Raw genomic sequence first — 16,859 nt, 5'->3', positions numbered from 1 at the left:
AAGCTAACAGAAATTAAATTACGAGAACTTACAATAAAAGGTTCAGCTTGAGCCTGATTTGAACTAAACACCGCTACCGTGCTCCCGAAACTTCGGGGCTTGCGCGAAGCAATCTCCCCAGTCGTTGCCCTTGCGGACAACGCTTTGATTTGCCGGACCTTTGGCCCTGTTCGTTTTAGGGGCAAGGCCCCGGTACATTTCAGCATCGTCCGTAAGGGCGATGAAAGATTAGCAATGACAAAGCAGGCGGGTGGAAATTAGTCACAAGCAAATCAAAGACAATCCCGAAGAGATTTGATTTTGGTAACACCGGATCACTGTCCTGAAGGACAGTGCAAAAATCTGTAATTCACACCCAAAAAGAAATACCAATAAATAAAAATGGAAAATCAAAACTACCCCGGAGTTTTTGTACGAGTAAAAGCAGTAATTGTCGATTCAGTATTGTTGCTTGTTTTTATGCTGGGTATTGTTGATTTGTTCGATCAATTTGATAACGTTCCATATTTTTTGCGGCTAGCGGCATTTGTATTTATTTTCCTGCTTTACGACCCGATTTTTACCAGCACTTTCGGTGGAACGATCGGTCATTTTCTGGTTGGTATCCGGGTAAAACGAGCCAATAACCCGGAGAAGAATATTCTTTTCCCGCTGGCTATAGTTCGCTACATCATAAAAGCTTTGCTGGGCTGGCTTTCACTAATCACCGTAAGCGGCAATAAAAAGGCAAAAGCCATTCACGATATTGCGGTACAGTCGGTTGTTATTTATAAAGCCCCCGTTGGTGCGATAAACTAATCCTCCATGTTCACTTTTGTTTTACGTAAACAATATTTACTTTTATCACACGTACTCAAAAGAGCAAATAAACATTTCCGAACATGAAAAATTACAAACTGTTGTTTATCCTCACCCTTTTGCTTCCACTCGGAGCCTGTATTTTCGATAACGAAGATGATGAGCCCATGTCTTATCTGTTTGTTGAAGGTTTTACTCAAGTTGACGGGGTATTGATTTCCGGCCCCGAACCACCGTCGTTACAAATTGATTTTCCTACTTATCGCTACGATGAGGACCTGAATACTCTAAATGGCATCATTGATTTCGAGATTAATAAAAACCTCAAATTTATTTACGGGGGAGGAGCCTGTTTATCGGGTACAGCAGGTGGTGGTTGTGCCAGTGGGCTTACCGGTGTTTACGAAATACCTTTTGAGAACGACTCGTTTGAAGTGCTGAAAATTGAGGACGATGGTACAATTCGGTTTATATACGATGACGAAGTTTTTAGCCTGGCGGTAAATGAAGAACATGCCGTGGTTACTTCCTACATGGATACGACCGATGTGGATGGGGTGAACAGCATCTCCGAAGTTACAAGTACACATACCATCTCGAATTTTGGTTTTATCGATGAGGAAAATATTCTTCAGTGGGAGTGGTAATTATTAGTTAATTAAGCCGGATTATCTTTCCGCAGTTTTCATCTCCACCCGGTTTATAATCGGTACATTTGGAAAAACTGAAAAATCAGCCTCGTATAATGCCTAAAATCCAAAGCAGCAGTACTTCTGTTATCACTAATTTTTTGATAGTTTATGGCTTGTGTCATGCACTGGTTGATGCATCGTGCGCCTTTTTGTTATTGGGCGCTGTAGATGTTCGGTCAGGATTATTAAGCTATATTATTTTGTACAATGCACTGGCTTTTGTATTGCAGGTGCCACTGGGCTGGTTGCTCGATAAATATGAGCAACCCAAGTTAGCGGCAATTACCGGCGTGCTGATTGTATTGGCGGCCTGGTTCTTTTTGCGAACCCCGGCTTTTGCAATCGTTTTGGCAGGTTTTGGTAATGCGCTGTTTCATGTTGGCGGCGGACAAATCGCTTTAAACATCGATCATCAAAAAGCAAAGTATCCGGGTATTTTTGTTGCGCCCGGCGGAGTTGGTTTAGCCCTGGGAATTTACCTGGCAACTTCTCCCGTAAAAATGTACTTATTTGTTTTCCCGGCGGCTTTACTTTTGTTCGCCCTGTTGTTGCTGTTTACAAAAGTTCCGGCGTATTCGGTGCCCCAAAATCCGGTGAAAAAAATAAACTATTTTGTGTTGGTAGTCGTCCTGTTACTTCTGTCGATCGCCATACGGTCGGTTGTGGGATTAACGGTAAACTTCCCTTGGAAATCAAATGTGTATTTATTGGTCTTATTGACCGCAGTGGTTGCATTGGGCAAAGCATTTGGTGGAATTCTGGCGGATAAATTTGGCTGGATGAAAACCGGCATTTTCGGTTTATTACTGGCTTTACCGCTGTTGTCGTTCGGAAGTTCGTATGTTGTTTTGGGGGTGATCGGCGCTTTGGTCTTTAACTTTACCATGCCGGTTACGCTGGTGGCTATTTCGAATACGCTACCGGGTAAAGCCGGATTTTCATTTGGTTTAACCACACTGGCACTTTTTTTAGGTGCCGTTCCAACGTACACCGAATACAAAGGATGGTTTCAGGTGGATTGGGTAATTTTAATTTTCATACTTTTTGCCTTGCTGTTCTTTTACTTCGGACTTCGGACCTTGTTGAAACAAAAAAAGGCTTAACCAGTAGTCAAGCCTTTTGTATTGGGGTATAAGAATCAGCTATTTATCTTTTTCCTTTAAGCATTGTTATGGTGCCTTCCCAGTTATGGTGAGAGTAGCCATCTTCCGTACTGTTGTAATCGTCCGACATTCCTTCTCCTGTGGCTCCTTCAAATCGTCCGGTACCGCCTAAAATCACAAACGGATCTCTCCAGTAATTCACCACATAATCCGGGTGATCTTCCAGAGGCGGTGAAACTACAGCTCCTTCTACTGAGATAAATAAAGAGTCTCCGTTGTCGGCAACAATGTAGGCGTCGGTATTGCCATAAAAAATAGAATCTCCACTAGCTGTTGCGCCAAGAATACAAAAATCGAAATGAACGGTGGAAACTCCCACGTGTGTTCCTTCACCCACTCCGTCAACTATAACATTGGTGGTGCCGGGACATTTGTCTCCCGGTTCCATATAGGTTCCCAGGTAATGCGCTTTAAATGGCACAGTTACCATTTTTACATCTCCATCTTTGCCGGAGCCGTACTTCCCACTTTTCAGGTCGTTCGTAACATCTTCGTTAAAATCTGCACAAGCAAAACACAGGCTGACGCAAAAAACCAGACACAGCAATTTTTTGAAATTTTTCATAATTGGTAATTTTTGGTTAATAAAAGTCTGGTTTTTCCACAACTGAAAATGGACGTAACTCTTCTTACGAATATTTCGGAATAAAAGTTATCCTATAGGTTTTGTAGGAAGGATTTGCTGTGTTGTCTGGTTTTAATCCTCTGTCCGTCAGCCTGGCGAAGTGCATAATTCCGTAGGGATTCGATTTTGGTAACCCCGGATGAACGATTCGTCGGTAGACGAAGCGGGAAATCCGGGGGTAAAAGGACAAACGGAAAAAGGCGCATCAGCAAAAGCCGATCAGGGCAGGGGAGTTTTATGCGCCGTAATTTTCAATAACACCGCCCAAAAGGACGGTGCAAAAGCACCGTTCCCGCGCCCCCGAAGCTTCGGGGCTTTCGCGTGGTAGAAGCAATCTCCCCAGTCGTTGCCCTTACGGACAACGCTTAAACGTTTCGGACCTTTGGTCCTGTTATCAGGTATAAAATAATCCCGTAGGGATTCGATTTTGGTAACCCCGGATGAACGATTCGTCGGTAGACGAAGCGGGAAATCCGGGGTAAAAGGACAAACGGGAAAGGCGCATCCGCAAAAGCTGATCAGGGCAGAGGAGTTCTATGCGCCGCAATTAGCGAAGTTAAAATCGCCTGCACCTCTTTCGCGTGGAAATCCTTTTAAAGCCGCTCCCCAGACTATTCCGCCGGCTTAATATTTTGGTTGATGCGGAATAAATTGTTCGGATCGTATTTCTTTTTTATCACCGACAGACGCTCGTAGTTTTTTCCGTAAGCCGATTTTACCAGATCGACACCTTCTTCGCCCAAACCGGCAAAGTTCACATACAATCCACCGGGAGAGAATTCCTTCAGGTCATCCAGAAACTCGCGGGCATAACGGATCACTTCGTCATTCGCACTGGCATCGGCCCAAATGGCATCGATACTAAACAGGTAATTCGATTGTCGGCCGGAGAAAGGAGTGGCATCGTCTTTTACGCGGCTAACGGCACCTCCAATATGCCAGATCGCGATTAGCACCATTGGTTGTGGCGGATTACTTGCTTTTGGAACAATGGCATCGATGGCTTTTGTATCCATCCGGTTAATGTATCTCGATTTAAAATAGTACAGCTGCTCGCCTTTCGGGAAGAAAGGATCGAACATGGTTTGCAGTACGGTCCACGGTATAGGAGTGCTCAGGTCGACCAGTGGTGTGCTGAGTTCGCGCAAAGGTTTAAGCATTTGCTCGCCTTTTTCCACATCGCCACAATGTACAGCGAGAAGAATAAGCACGCGTCTGCCATGCGCTTCTTCGGGGAAATCGGGAACGGGAGGGATGGTCCAGAACATCGCAGTCGACGATACTTCGTCGGGCGACTCATCCATAAATTTTTGCCATGCCGGCAATAATTCTGGGGCTTCTTCTGCCGGGTAAAAAGGCGCACACAAGGTTACCATTGGCCCTACCGGATGCAGTTGATACTGGAAAGAAGTAACCACGCCAAAGTTTCCGCCGCCGCCACGTACGGCCCAAAAAAGATCGGAATTCTGTTTTTCGCAGGCGGTTATAAATTGTCCGTCGGCAGTTACCACATCCACCGAAACCAGGTTATCGATACTCAGCCCGTGTTTTTTGCGCAGATGACCCAAACCACCGCCCAGTGTTAATCCGGCAATTCCTGTTGTTGAAACTACTCCTGATGGAGCTACCAACCCGAAAATCGATGTTTCGCGGTCGAGATCGGCAATGGTTACGCCGCCTTGGGCATAAACGGTCTTTTTCTCGAGATCGACACGGATGCCTTTCATTTGCGATAGGTCGATCATCAGTCCGCCATCGTTTGTGGCACTACCACCAACGTTGTGCCCTCCGCCGCGCACCGAAAACAGGATGTCGTTTTCGCGGGCAAAATTTACCGATGCCACCACATCGGCCACTCCCGAACACTGTGCTATCAGTGCCGGTTTTTTGTCGTGCATACCGTTCCAAATTTGTCGAACTTCGTCGTAGTTGTCAGCCGAAGCAGTTACCAATGTTCCACCTAACGATGTGCAAAAATCGTCGATCAGCTGCTGATCGATGTTTGTTTTGTTACCGGATCTTGTAATAATTTCCATGACATTATAATTTTTGGTTAAAATGAAAACGTGCATTAGCTTATTTCGAACCACGGGCATTACAAGCATACCAATGCTGTGAATTGAAATATTATCCTGGTAATCAAAGCTTAATCGAGCGGGGGCTTATACGCGCGGGATGGTGAGTTGCTACCTCATACAGCTACCTGCGAAGGAAGAATTCCGTATTTTTCGTGAAAACATTTGGCGAAATATGATGGATTGCTGATGCCAACATCCAGCGCTATTTCGGTAATGTTTTTCTTTCGTTGTTTCATTAGTGAAAGGGCCTTGCTCATGCGTAAGTCGCGGATAAAACCATTGGGCGAAGTACCGGTAAGACTTCGGATTTTTCGGTACAAATGCGGCCGGCTCACACCGATTTCGCGGCTCAGGCTTTCAACATTAAAAGTTTCGTTGGGGTAGTGGCCGTCAACAATAGTAAACAAACGGGTAAGAAAAGCTTCTTCGGCTTCGTTGAGCACTTTTACCGTTTCCTTTTCAATTTCCTGATCGCAGAAAACGCTTAGTTTACCCATGAGTGTGGAGGTGATAATTTCGCCATCGCCGGCAATTTTGCAGAAACGATAACTTTGTTCCACGGCCCGCTCAAAAATAGCATTTCCGTGATCGGTAACCGGCTGGCCAACACTAATTCCCATTCTAAACCGGATGTTCCAGCCGGCATCTTTTTGTTCGCCGATGTGTTTGTTAAACGAATCACGAATACCAATGGCGCATTGAACGGCACTTTCGGGCGTGTAAAAAGTGGCAATAAGGCTGTCGTTCTGCAATTGCCGCAGGATGCGTCCCTGGAATTTATGGATGTAATTGCCGGCGATCTGCCGTGGTTTTTCCGGGAATTTTAATCGTTCGAAATCGATACTTTTCTTCACTGTGGTGAGCGAAATAATATCAAGCGTTAGTATAAAGCGGTAACCGGTATCGGCCTGACTGGCATTTTTCATTACAATGCCATGATCGAGTGCCTGGTCGTAAGCCATAAACGCCGAATACATACCGCCATCTACTTCCACAAGATTACATGTTTCTATATCGTTGGCTTCTTTGTGTACGGCACGGCAGGCTTCTTTACTTGGGCCTTCCATCAGACAAAACACCATGCCATCTTTTTCATTCACCCAAAACTGGTGGTATTTTACGTTGTATTTCGACTGCACTGCGAGGTCTTTGAGGTGCGCCTTTTTTGCTTCTTCGAGCTTTATGCCCGGGGTTATGTGGTAATCCATAAATAGTGGCATAGTGCAGTTTTTAAAAGTTCAGTATAAAGTGTAACATGGCGTTGTAAAAATTTGTTCATCAGGCAGATGTGCCGGCCGATTCATTGGGTGTTTAATTCTGCGTTGTTTGTTCGGCCTGCATGGCTGCCACTTTCTTTTCAAAGTGATCTACCAAATGCTGAATACCTTCCTCGGGGCCAAAACTTACCAGCAACAGATTTTCCAGAACACCGCCCGTATGTCCGGGTTTCATGTAAAAAGCTTCACCGGCACGAAACACTTCCGAAGTACCATCTTCGTAATCCATACGAATGGCGCCTTCAACAACATAGCCCCAGTGCGGCACCTGGCAATGGTCGTTTTCCAGTCCTTCCAAAAGCGGCGAGAACTCGGTTCCGGCAGGTGCGTTGTTGATGTCGACACACATACCGCCCCAACCTTCAATCATCGGGAATACTTTATCCTTTGGAAAATCGTCAAGATGGACATGTGTTTTTTCGGGGGCGTTGTTGGCATTCACCACAAATTTTCCTTCGGCGTAGCTCTCAGTGCCAAACAGGTTGATATTTAAAATTTTCCAATCGTTATTTTCCTTTTTTAGCACGTAGGCTCGTCTGTCTTTTACACTTTTGTCGGCATCATACTGCGATACATTTACCCAGGCCATGTTACCATCCACCAGTATGTTGTGGTATTCGAAGTCTTCAGGATTTTCAACGGTTTTAATGTTGTTTTCAATTTTGAAATCCATATGTTGTGTCATGGTCTCGCTGATTAGATCCCAGCCTTGCATCGAAAAATGATCTTCCATACTTGCATACATAAAAAGTGCCTGCTCATTTTGAATCCAGTTTTTTGCATAGGCTTCAAAATCGTTGTCGCAATAGGTTTTTCGTTCGTTTTCAAGGAGGCTAATTATGGCCTTGTTTTCGTCTTTATTTCCGGCATTTATAAATAATATACCCAGAAGTACAATAACCAGTGTGCCAAGGCTTCCGATGCTGATGATTTTCTTTTTCATAATTCTGTGATTTTAAGTTATTAATGGTGTGCTGCACGAATTCTTGTTGTAACGTTTAATACAAAATTACGCCATGGCGAGTATGCCAGTCGAACACAGATGAATCATTAAATGCAACATTTGTATCATTCGGAAGATTGATAGAAGATTGGTGGGAGATTGATGGAGACTGAGAGCGAAAAAAGGTGTTTGAGGAGGAGAAAAACGGAGGGATTTTGGACTGAGATTAATTAAAAAACCGCCGGGATTTCCCAACGGTTTTTAACTTAAGTATAAATAACTGTCATCTGCTATTATGATGACTTAGGCATTTTTTAGCGTTCAAATTTTTAACTGATGTAGAATGTTTGTGTAATTTATTGTAAACAAGTTAAGACCTTTTGGTCAATTTCGCCAAACGTTTTTCCTGAAAAATTTAAAAATATGGCGATGATTTCGGCTTGAACTCTTGTTTACTTCTGATGTTTTGTTGAAGTCAGGTTTAACGGAAATTAGCGGTGTGGTTTGGTTGCTGCACTGAGATTATAGACAAAAAAAAGGCCATCCCGGAAACATGTTCCGAAACGGCCTGTGTTAAAATTCTACTTAATAGTACGTTTAATTATTCGGTTGCAAAAAGTTGCGATAGTAGTTCGTATCCGTCAACGCTTTTCACGTCTTGTGCCAGATTTTCTTCCAATATATCTTTATCGCCTCCCAGTTTTCTGAATCTTTCGACGTATGCTTGTGCTGCATCCATATTTCCGCGGTCAACTTCGCAAAGTGCTAACATATACAAAGTGCCCTGGTCGTAAGGACGGTAGCGTGCAGCAGCCTCGAAACATCTGATGGCTTTTTTAGTTTTCTGATCGAAGAATAACTTCTCAGCTCCTTTGGTGAAATAGTCCTGGGCAATTTCGGTAAAATCGCGATCTTCTGCTGCCGATTCTGTCATTCCCAGTTTAATCTGAATAGCAATTTCTTTTTCCATGGCCACCGGAACTCCATTGTTTTTACCCGGCATCCACATGTAATCGGTTTCTGCCAATATATTTGTAATAAGGTCGTCAACTGTTGGCGAAACGCTGTTTACTACCTCAATATTCGACAAACTTCCGTCGGAATTGATAATAAACTTAACTACTTGGGTGCCTTCAGCTGCTTCTCCAAAATCTGCATCGTATTTAAAATTGTTGGCGATGTAGGTTTTCAGTGCGTTTGTGTTATCAGTAGGACTGTACTTAACTGCTGTAAACTTAGGAGGTGTTACTTCTACGTCTTCCATAGTATAAGGAGGAACGCTTTCTTGTGCATGCGCAAAAATGGCTACTAACATGCATACGAATAATAATTTAATTGTTTTCATGACTTTGAGTTTTAATAGTTTCTAAAATCTAATTTTCATTGTTTCTGTTTCTAAATGTTTTCTGTTGTCGATATATAGTTATTTTCCTTGTTGTCAAACTAACCACCGGATACCCATTAACGGATGTTTCGGACCTAAGTAGCATTTAAAATAAAAAGGGTTTGATGCGTTGGGGTGCTTCTTCAATTCTGATCCATTGAACTGTTACTTGCAAATTTACGACACTAGAGAAGACGGGTGTTAGCAAATTTGATTCAAAATAAGATATAAAAAGATCATTAAGTGTTAAATAGGGTGATTTATGCTTCTGCAAGCATTATTTGAAAGTCGGATGGGGTAATTCCGTATTCTTTCTGAAAACATTTCGAGAAGTACGATGGGCTGCCAAAACCGGTATCGAAAGCTATTTCGGAGATGTTACCACTTTTACTGCGCAGCAATTGTTTAGCCCGGTTAAGGCGATAGGCTTTTATAAACGAGTTTGGCGACTCGCCAATAAGCGCTTTCATTTTTCGGTAAATCTGCGATTTGCTACACCCCAGGTGGTTTTCGAGCATTGAGGCATGCAGGTCGTGATTTTTCCAGTGTTTTTCCATGTAATCCATTAAACTGGTAATAAAGCGCACTTCGTCAGGCGAAATAGATTTTATGCGGTCGCCTTTAATCACCACTTTCATACTTTCGCTCTGAAACAGGTTCCGCACTTCGAGGGTAACCAGAATTTTTTCTGTAGAAATGTAGCACAATCGTTTTGCCAGTTTTACCGACTGCTCGAATTCAATATTGCTGATATGTTCCAAATAACAACCGCTGATTCCCACCTTTAAAAATAGTTTGCGTTGCAGTGGTTTAATAAACGGAGCAAATTCCTTATGAATTTTTAATGCGCAATAAACCGCAGCACTTGTTGAATCGAAAGTTAGCTGCGAGGCAAATTGGTCGCGCAGAATAACAGTTCCTTTAAAGTGGTTGCAATAGTCGAGTACCAGTTTCTTGAATAATTTCGATAGCGAACGTCGCTCTTCCTGTTTCAAACTGTACAACTCATTCGAATCGATGCTTAGCGCCATAATGGTTGTAAGCGGCTGCGTGCTGACACTATTAATATCTACCTTTTCGGTTTGAGTTTGCGATTCGATTTGTTTCAGGAAAAAATCGATGATCCTTGAATCTACTTCAATAATGTGGTTGGCCACGTTGCCATGTTCCTCCTTGTGCAGTTGTTCTATACACGCGCGGTTGGGGGCTTCGAATAAACAAAAGGCGATCTTTCGTTTTTCGTCGTACCAATATCCCAGTTTCCGGCAATGATATCGGTGTTGTACAGTAATATCCTTGAGGTGCTTTTGTGCGATTGCCTCGGTGTGGACGTCACCATTTAGCTCATGATTATCGATGAAATAAGGCATACTCTCAAGCTTTAATTAGTGGTTAAGCACTGGGGATTGGCCAAAATGTATATAAGGATAACCGGGTTAACATGATGGTTGCAATTAAATTTAAAAACGTGTGCATGGCGTAAAATGTTCAACGTCAAAAATTTATTTATTCTGAATGGAAAGCGAAAAGTAGAGTTGGGTGGAATGCCATTCGAAGAAACCGGCTGTGCAAAATTCCTTGAGACTGGTAATTACTGAATTTAGTGCATCCCATTCAACTCCGGTAATTTGCAGGTTCTATTGCTCGATTCTCTTTTTTGTATTGATTAATACATTGTTTTTCAGTGGTTTATTTTGTAACTTATTTAATTGAAATTCGGGCAGACCGGGCGGTCTGTCTGTGGGTATTAACTAAAATCAAACAATCATGGAATGTTTTATCGAATTGTGGAGTGCACGGGATGCGTGGAAACAACTATCGCGCGAGGAACGTGGCAGTTACCTTGAACAAATAGGGCCGCACATGCAGTCGTTGCTCGAAAAAGGGGTGGAAATTGTTGGCTGGGGTGTTAACGATGAGGCGACAACACACCGGGCTAATTTTGATTTTTATGCCGTTTGGAAATTCCCCTCGCTGGATATGAAAAAGGAGTTTGAAGCCGTGGTAATGGAAGCCGGCTGGTACAACTATTTCCACCAGGAAAATGTGTCGGGAGAATTGACTACACCCGATGAAATAATTGGTAAACTGATTTCGATGTAACAATTCGACTTAAATATTAAAACCTTAAAGACTAAACAAATGAGAACTATTTCAATCCTTTTAACCGCAGGTTTGTTTATGCTCGCTGCATGCACAAACACAGCAGAAAAACCAATTACCCAAGCTGAAAAAGAAGTTTTAAGCCAGGAGGTTGAAACCACTATCAATAAAATGATGGAAGGCATGAAACACATGGCTGTAACGCAAGCTTTTGAGTCAAACTTTTTGCTCGATAAAGATTTTAAATACATTGGAATTCGTGGAGAGACAATGCGTGTTGATGCTTTTAGCAAAGAGGTACACGGAGTATTTGACAATCTTGAAAAGGTGGACTTTGCATTTTCAACTCCTGATATTCGGATAGTTACCCGCGATGTTGCTATTGTTACCATGCCTTACAAGGGAAAATTTTATTTTCCCGGATCTACTTTGAGTTTTCCCGAATGTGGAAGCACACTGGTACTGCAAAAGATCGACAATAAATGGATGGTGATTCATTTTCATGAATCGTTGCAGGAGTCGGAGTTTGTTACCGCTGATTTATAGAACACAAGTTTTACAAAGCAAAAACATCCATAATTTGCATGAGTTATGGATGTTTTTGTGTTGCTACTGAGTGTTTTTATAAATCCTCAACTTTCACATAAATCTGATTTTCCATTAGCTTCGAAGCTTCTTCCGGGAAATTATCAGCAATCGATTTCCATCCTTCACTATCGTGTATGGCGTCGTAGGTTTCCTGGTTTTTCCAGTTTCCTTTTATAAAGTAGTTGTATTCGTCGTTGCTGTCGGGTACCACCTGCATTACGGTGTAACCACAATCCCAGAAACCCATTTCGGCAATGGCCTGGTTAAATTTGTCCATGACATTTAGCATCGGGTCAATTGATCCTCCTTCAGGTACTTTAAGTAAGTGAAGGCTGGCCAGATGAACATCGTTTTTATCGGGTAAATGTGTGCTGTGACAGTAATGAAGCAGCCATTTATTATTTACCTTTTTGAACACATACGTTTCGTAGGCTTCAATGCTCATTTTGGCATCGCCCATTGCAATGTCGGCATTAAAATTAACCACCGAAAAAGCCATTTCGCCCGATACTTCGGTGCTTTTTATATCGATAACAACATTAAAAGCTGCACCTTCCATCGATTTTACCGACTCGATAAAACCATCCAGATCCTTGTGATCGAACCCGGTTTCGTAAAGGCTAAAATCGGTGGTGCAAAGTGCTCTCACACCATCGTAATCGAAATTTTCCATGGCAGTGTAAAAATCATTCAGTGTGGTTTCAACGGCTGATTTTTCCTGTTCAGGATCAGCAGTCTGGCAGGCCATTAGCAGCGCTAAAAGCCCCAAAAGAAGCAATAAGTTTTTCATAATAGTTGTGATTAAAGTTTTCATCTCTTACGTGCTATTCGGATAAAAGTTAAGCGCCGCTGTTTGGCTTTTTCAGTGCTTATTTGGTTTTGCTGATTTCCATCATTTCAAAAACGGCCGGTAAAAGGTTGATTTATGCCTGCATTTTTGTACCTTTTTAAAACAAACAGAATAACAGCAAAGGGAATGAAACTATTACTGGAAAATATAAAAGAGCTGGTTCAGGTGGAAGACCAACCCGTTTTATTCAGAGCCGGAAAAGAAATGGCAAAGGTGAATACCATAAAAAATGCGTTTCTTATTATCCGCGATGAAGTGATTGAGGACTTTGGCACCATGGATCAGCTAAAAGACAAATATATTGATGATGATTTGCTAATTGAGATCGATTGCTCGAACCGGCTGGTTTACCCCAGTTTTTGCGATTCGCACACGCATTTGGTTTATGCGGCACCGCGCGAAAAGGAATTTGTGGATCGGATAAAAGGTTTGTCGTACGAAGAGATTGCGCGCCGGGGTGGTGGTATTTTGAATTCGGCGAAACTGTTGCACGAAACGTCGGAAGAAGAACTGTATGAAAGTGCTATGGAGCGCATTTGGGAAATCGTTAAAATGGGAACCGGAGCCGTAGAAATAAAAAGCGGCTACGGATTGAATACCGAGGACGAATTGAAAATGTTGCGCGTTATTCAGCAGATAAAACGCACTTCGCCCATTTGTGTGCGTGCCAATTTTTTGGGTGCACATGCCATTCCTTTGGAGTATAAAAACAATCCATCAGAATATGTCGATATTATTATCAATGAGATGATTCCGCAGGTTGCCGCCGAAGAGCTGGCCGATTTTATTGACGTGTTCTGCGATCAGGGCTTTTTCTCGGTGGAAGACACCGAACGAATTCTTATGGCCGGAATAAAATATGGTTTGCGTCCAAAAATCCATGCCAATGAACTTGGATTAACAGGCGGTATTCAGGCCGGCGTGAAATACAATGCACTTTCGGTTGATCACCTGGAATATGTGGGTGAAGATGAAATTGCGGCGTTAAAAGGTTCGGAAACTATGCCGACGGTTTTGCCGGGGGCTGCTTTCTTTTTGAACATGAAATTGTCGCCTGTGCGCGAAATGATTGAAGCTGGTTTGCCGGTGGCGCTGGCATCCGATTTTAACCCGGGCTCGTCGCCAAGCGGAAACATGAGTCTGATTTCGGCAATGGGCTGCATTAATTTTAAAATGTTGCCCGAAGAAGTGATCAACGCTACCACGCTGAATACGGCATACGCCATGGGAATTAGTGAAAGCTACGGAAGTATTGCCCGTGGAAAAGTTGCCAACCTGTTTATTACCAGCGAAGTTCCGGGAATCGAGTATTTGCCGTATGCTTATGGTTCGAATTTGGTTGAAACGGTAATTATTAATGGCGAGATTCAAAACTTCTAAGCTTCGACTCCGCTCGGTCTGACTGTTTAATTCAACTTTAACTGATTATCTTAATATATGATTTTTTGGATTTTTACCCCAACCCTGAAGGGTGAAGTCCAAAAAATCAATCTGGTTCCCTTTAGGGATTAGGGTAAAACAGATTGATTTTATAAATAGTATAATAAATCAGTAAAGTGGAATTAATCACTGCAAAAAATCATAAGCTAAATCTCTTGCAATTTATACATTCGCATAAAATGTCATTTCGACGAGTAGGCGAGGAGAAATCTGTTACAAAAGGAAGAGATTTAGCTCCGCTGATTTTCAATTCTCTCTTCGTTCGAAATGACAGCAATAAACTAATTGAAATGAAAAAAATTATCGAATGCGTCCCTAACTTTTCTGAAGGGCGCGATATGAGTATAATCAAAGAAATTACCAATGCTATTGAAAGTGTGGCCGATATCAGTTTGCTGGATGTTGATCCCGGTAAAGCGACCAACCGTACAGTGGTAACTTTTGTAGGCACGCCTGATGATGTGATCGAAGCTGCATTTCGCGGAATAAAACGCGCTGCCGAGTTGATCGACATGAGTCAGCACAAAGGTGAACACCCGCGTTTTGGTGCCACCGATGTTTGTCCGCTGGTACCCGTTGCTAATGTTAGTATGGAAGAAGCCATTGAATATGCCCGAAAACTTGGACAACGTGTTGGCGAAGAACTGGGAATTCCGGTGTTTAGTTACGAGTTTGCAGCTTTTAATGAGGAACGTCGCAGTTTAGCAAATTGTCGTTCAGGCGAATACGAAGCCTTAAAAGAACGTATTACTACCGAAAAATGGAAACCTGATTTTGGCCCGAATGAATGGAACGAAAGAGTGGCTGGAAGTGGTGCCACAGCTATCGGTGCACGTAACTTTTTGGTGGCTTACAATATCAACCTGAATACAACTTCAACCCGCCGGGCTAATGCCATTGCTTTTGATATTCGTGAGGCAGGACGTGTAAAACGCGAGGGAAACCCGATTACCGGGAAAATTGTAAACGACGAAAATGGTGAGCCGGTTCGTATTCCGGGAAGTCTGAAAAAGACACGCGCCATTGGTTGGTACATCGAAGAGTATGGAGTGGCGCAAATTTCCATTAACCTGACCGACATAACAGTTACGCCTGTTCATGTGGCTTTTGATGAAACTTGTAAAAAAGCTACGGAGCGAGGTATTCGTGTAACAGGATCGGAGTTAGTTGGATTGATTCCGCTTCAGGCGATGTTGGATGCGGGGAAATATTTCCTGCGAAAACAAGAACGTTCAACCGGTATTTCGGATGAGGAGATTATAAAAATCGCCATCAAATCGCTGGGGCTGGATGAACTGGCACCTTTCGATCCGAAAAAGAAGATCATTGAATATGTGATCGAAGATAAATCGGCGAAAAAGCTGGTTGACATGACCTTAACTCAGTTTAAAGACGAAACAGCTTCTGAATCACCGGCTCCGGGAGGTGGTTCTATTTCTGCTTATGTTGGTGCTTTGGGAGGTGCTTTAGGTGCTATGGTTGCCAACCTCTCGGCGCATAAACGTGGATGGGATGAGCGTTGGGAAGAATTTTCCGACTGGGCAGAAAAAGGCAAATATTACCACACCGCTTTATTGAATTGTGTGGATGAAGACACGGATGCTTTCAATAAAATTATGGCAGCATTTGGACTGCCAAAATCCAGCGAGCAGGAAAAAGCCGAGCGCAAACAAGCCATTCACGATGCCACAAAAAATGCCATTGAAGTGCCGTTAAAAGTAATGCAGCTGGCGCACGATTCATTGGTAGTAATGCAAGCGATGGCAGAAGTTGGAAATCCAAATTCAGTTTCCGATGCGGGGGTAGGAGCGTTGTGTGCCCGAACAGCTGTTCATGGTGCCTACCTGAATGTGAAGATTAACGCGGCGGGTTTTGCTGATGCCGAATTTCTAGAAAATGCTTTGGCAAAAGCAGAGGACCTGTTAAAAGCTGCCAATGAAAAAGAGGCAGCAATTCTGGAGATTGTCAATAATAAAATTGAAGGATAGTTCTTGTCATTTCGAAGGAGGAACGACTGAGAAATCTGTTATTTAACCGAAATCAGCGACAGATTTCTCTCTGCGTTCGAAATGACAGAACTATAGAGGCTTTACGCGCTAAGCGGTTCCAAACCGCTAAGCGCATGCACACAACGATAAAACTAAGGCGGTGAATACAAATTTTCATCGCCTTAATTTTTGGATTTTATCGGCAACTGTTCCGCGTTCAGTCCAGCGAATGATGCGGAACAAAAGCCGGATAACTTTCCCGGGATCGGTAATGAGCAATGTTTTATTTGCAACTTTTTTGTCTCTGATTTTGATCGTTTCCGGCCATCCGGCTTCTTCAATGGTAGCTATTTCTTTGGCAAATTTCCATGCTCCATCGCGAGCGATTTTCATACTAAAATCTACCAGCATATTATCTACCTGTCCGAGCCATAAAAGCAACTTCCGTAGAAAGGGCCAGATGGAAGAAAGTCCTTGCTGTACTTCGTCTACCATCGATGCCAATATTTCATTTATGCGTTTAAAATCATCCTCCAAATCAGCGATGTTATTGTTGTTTGAGATTTCCGCCGCCGCAATTCCAAGATCAAGATTGATGTGTGCATTCATTCCAAGTAAAAGATGTTGGACCACCAGCAGGTTATTATTCGAGGCTTCTGTAAAAGCAATCTCCCACGACTGAGTTATCGGTCGATTTTTCTTCCATGCGAAATAGGCATCGATGTAACGTTTGGCAAAAACAACATCCAGTTTTTCCATTCGCAGGCCGTCATCAAAATAATTATTCTCGATTTCTTCTTTTACCTTAATCGTTACCTTTTGGTAGAGTACGGCAAAATAGCCGAGTGTATCGCCGGTTTTCAACGATTCTTCGATGATAGAATCCAGGGTTTGGATTACATCGGTGATGGATTCGATTGGTCTCATTTC

The 16,859-nt window shown here is 42.9% G+C and carries 16 protein-coding genes; 8 read left to right on the top strand and 8 right to left on the bottom strand.

Annotated elements, in window-relative coordinates:
* Nucleotides 1-381 precede the first annotated feature (381 nt).
* The 3 genes from QZ576_RS09955 (at nucleotide 382) to QZ576_RS09945 (ending at nucleotide 2,593) form a co-directional block, all read left to right on the top strand.
* Nucleotides 382-798 carry an RDD family protein gene (locus tag QZ576_RS09955; protein WP_297096633.1) on the top strand — a complete coding sequence of 139 codons (417 nt, stop codon included), beginning with the start codon at nucleotides 382-384 and terminating at the stop codon, nucleotides 796-798.
* 83 nt (nucleotides 799-881) lie between these two features.
* Entirely contained in the window at nucleotides 882-1,445 is a 564-nt protein-coding gene (locus tag QZ576_RS09950; protein WP_297096631.1) for a hypothetical protein, read from the top strand.
* 98 nt (nucleotides 1,446-1,543) lie between these two features.
* Entirely contained in the window at nucleotides 1,544-2,593 is a 1,050-nt protein-coding gene (locus tag QZ576_RS09945) for an MFS transporter (protein ID WP_297096629.1), read from the top strand.
* Between the two features lie 43 nt (nucleotides 2,594-2,636).
* On the opposite strand, the gene QZ576_RS09940 is transcribed toward QZ576_RS09945, so the two are convergent.
* Nucleotides 2,637-3,218 carry a hypothetical protein gene (locus QZ576_RS09940; RefSeq protein ID WP_297096627.1) on the bottom strand — a complete coding sequence of 194 codons (582 nt, stop codon included), beginning with the start codon at nucleotides 3,216-3,218 and terminating at the stop codon, nucleotides 2,637-2,639.
* A 199-nt stretch (nucleotides 3,219-3,417) separates the two neighbouring features.
* Between QZ576_RS09940 and QZ576_RS09935 the strand changes: the two genes are divergently transcribed.
* Nucleotides 3,418-3,606, top strand: coding sequence for a hypothetical protein (locus QZ576_RS09935; protein ID WP_297096625.1), 189 nt, complete (start codon nucleotides 3,418-3,420; stop codon nucleotides 3,604-3,606).
* Between the two features lie 283 nt (nucleotides 3,607-3,889).
* Here QZ576_RS09935 and QZ576_RS09930 read toward each other — a convergent pair whose 3' ends face one another.
* The 5 genes from QZ576_RS09930 to QZ576_RS09910 all read right to left on the bottom strand — a co-directional run bounded on the left by QZ576_RS09930 (nucleotide 3,890) and on the right by QZ576_RS09910 (nucleotide 10,330).
* Nucleotides 3,890-5,314, bottom strand: coding sequence for an FAD-binding oxidoreductase (locus QZ576_RS09930; protein ID WP_297096623.1), 1,425 nt, complete (start codon nucleotides 5,312-5,314; stop codon nucleotides 3,890-3,892).
* A 155-nt stretch (nucleotides 5,315-5,469) separates the two neighbouring features.
* Nucleotides 5,470-6,576, bottom strand: a complete 1,107-nt coding sequence (locus QZ576_RS09925) for a nickel-binding protein (protein WP_297096621.1) — start codon at nucleotides 6,574-6,576, stop codon at nucleotides 5,470-5,472.
* Nucleotides 6,577-6,667: 91 nt separating this feature from the next.
* On the bottom strand, nucleotides 6,668-7,576 hold the full coding sequence (locus QZ576_RS09920) for a hypothetical protein (RefSeq protein WP_297096619.1): 909 nt from the start codon (nucleotides 7,574-7,576) through the stop codon (nucleotides 6,668-6,670).
* A 601-nt stretch (nucleotides 7,577-8,177) separates the two neighbouring features.
* Nucleotides 8,178-8,921 (bottom strand): energy transducer TonB, encoded by a 744-nt coding sequence (locus QZ576_RS09915; protein WP_297096617.1) that lies wholly within the window; start codon nucleotides 8,919-8,921, stop codon nucleotides 8,178-8,180.
* A 299-nt stretch (nucleotides 8,922-9,220) separates the two neighbouring features.
* Nucleotides 9,221-10,330, bottom strand: coding sequence for a nickel-binding protein (locus QZ576_RS09910; RefSeq protein ID WP_297096615.1), 1,110 nt, complete (start codon nucleotides 10,328-10,330; stop codon nucleotides 9,221-9,223).
* A gap of 397 nt (nucleotides 10,331-10,727) precedes the next feature.
* Between QZ576_RS09910 and QZ576_RS09905 the strand changes: the two genes are divergently transcribed.
* A complete protein-coding gene (locus tag QZ576_RS09905) occupies nucleotides 10,728-11,063 on the top strand; it encodes a DUF6616 family protein (RefSeq protein ID WP_297096613.1) in 336 nt (111 codons plus the stop codon).
* A 39-nt stretch (nucleotides 11,064-11,102) separates the two neighbouring features.
* Nucleotides 11,103-11,609, top strand: coding sequence for a nuclear transport factor 2 family protein (locus QZ576_RS09900; protein ID WP_297096611.1), 507 nt, complete (start codon nucleotides 11,103-11,105; stop codon nucleotides 11,607-11,609).
* A 76-nt stretch (nucleotides 11,610-11,685) separates the two neighbouring features.
* Here the strand turns inward: QZ576_RS09900 and QZ576_RS09895 are convergent, their stop codons facing one another.
* Entirely contained in the window at nucleotides 11,686-12,441 is a 756-nt protein-coding gene (locus tag QZ576_RS09895) for a nuclear transport factor 2 family protein (protein WP_297096608.1), read from the bottom strand.
* Nucleotides 12,442-12,627: 186 nt separating this feature from the next.
* Between QZ576_RS09895 and hutI the strand changes: the two genes are divergently transcribed.
* A complete protein-coding gene (gene hutI / locus QZ576_RS09890) occupies nucleotides 12,628-13,881 on the top strand; it encodes an imidazolonepropionase (protein WP_297096606.1) in 1,254 nt (417 codons plus the stop codon).
* A 350-nt stretch (nucleotides 13,882-14,231) separates the two neighbouring features.
* Nucleotides 14,232-15,929, top strand: a complete 1,698-nt coding sequence (gene ftcD / locus QZ576_RS09885) for a glutamate formimidoyltransferase (RefSeq protein ID WP_297096604.1) — start codon at nucleotides 14,232-14,234, stop codon at nucleotides 15,927-15,929.
* Between the two features lie 174 nt (nucleotides 15,930-16,103).
* On the opposite strand, the gene QZ576_RS09880 is transcribed toward ftcD, so the two are convergent.
* Nucleotides 16,104-16,856, bottom strand: coding sequence for a DUF5995 family protein (locus QZ576_RS09880; RefSeq protein ID WP_297096602.1), 753 nt, complete (start codon nucleotides 16,854-16,856; stop codon nucleotides 16,104-16,106).
* Nucleotides 16,857-16,859: the final 3 nt, after the last annotated feature.

Source organism: uncultured Draconibacterium sp. (genome assembly GCF_913060805.1).
In the GTDB taxonomy this organism is placed as follows: Bacteria; Bacteroidota; Bacteroidia; order Bacteroidales; family Prolixibacteraceae; genus Draconibacterium.
The sequence above is the reverse complement of the archived record's forward strand: the minus strand, read 5'-3'. Positions and strand labels throughout refer to the sequence as shown.

Coding starts and splice junctions, on each gene's coding strand:
- QZ576_RS09955 (WP_297096633.1), top strand. CDS start 382: ATGGAAAATCAAAACTACCCCGGAGTTTTTGTACGAGTAAAAGCAGTA.
- QZ576_RS09950 (WP_297096631.1), top strand. CDS start 882: ATGAAAAATTACAAACTGTTGTTTATCCTCACCCTTTTGCTTCCACTC.
- QZ576_RS09945 (WP_297096629.1), top strand. CDS start 1,544: ATGCCTAAAATCCAAAGCAGCAGTACTTCTGTTATCACTAATTTTTTG.
- QZ576_RS09940 (WP_297096627.1), bottom strand. CDS start 3,218: ATGAAAAATTTCAAAAAATTGCTGTGTCTGGTTTTTTGCGTCAGCCTG.
- QZ576_RS09935 (WP_297096625.1), top strand. CDS start 3,418: ATGAACGATTCGTCGGTAGACGAAGCGGGAAATCCGGGGGTAAAAGGA.
- QZ576_RS09930 (WP_297096623.1), bottom strand. CDS start 5,314: ATGGAAATTATTACAAGATCCGGTAACAAAACAAACATCGATCAGCAG.
- QZ576_RS09925 (WP_297096621.1), bottom strand. CDS start 6,576: ATGCCACTATTTATGGATTACCACATAACCCCGGGCATAAAGCTCGAA.
- QZ576_RS09920 (WP_297096619.1), bottom strand. CDS start 7,576: ATGAAAAAGAAAATCATCAGCATCGGAAGCCTTGGCACACTGGTTATT.
- QZ576_RS09915 (WP_297096617.1), bottom strand. CDS start 8,921: ATGAAAACAATTAAATTATTATTCGTATGCATGTTAGTAGCCATTTTT.
- QZ576_RS09910 (WP_297096615.1), bottom strand. CDS start 10,330: ATGCCTTATTTCATCGATAATCATGAGCTAAATGGTGACGTCCACACC.
- QZ576_RS09905 (WP_297096613.1), top strand. CDS start 10,728: ATGGAATGTTTTATCGAATTGTGGAGTGCACGGGATGCGTGGAAACAA.
- QZ576_RS09900 (WP_297096611.1), top strand. CDS start 11,103: ATGAGAACTATTTCAATCCTTTTAACCGCAGGTTTGTTTATGCTCGCT.
- QZ576_RS09895 (WP_297096608.1), bottom strand. CDS start 12,441: ATGAAAAACTTATTGCTTCTTTTGGGGCTTTTAGCGCTGCTAATGGCC.
- hutI (WP_297096606.1), top strand. CDS start 12,628: ATGAAACTATTACTGGAAAATATAAAAGAGCTGGTTCAGGTGGAAGAC.
- ftcD (WP_297096604.1), top strand. CDS start 14,232: ATGAAAAAAATTATCGAATGCGTCCCTAACTTTTCTGAAGGGCGCGAT.
- QZ576_RS09880 (WP_297096602.1), bottom strand. CDS start 16,856: ATGAGACCAATCGAATCCATCACCGATGTAATCCAAACCCTGGATTCT.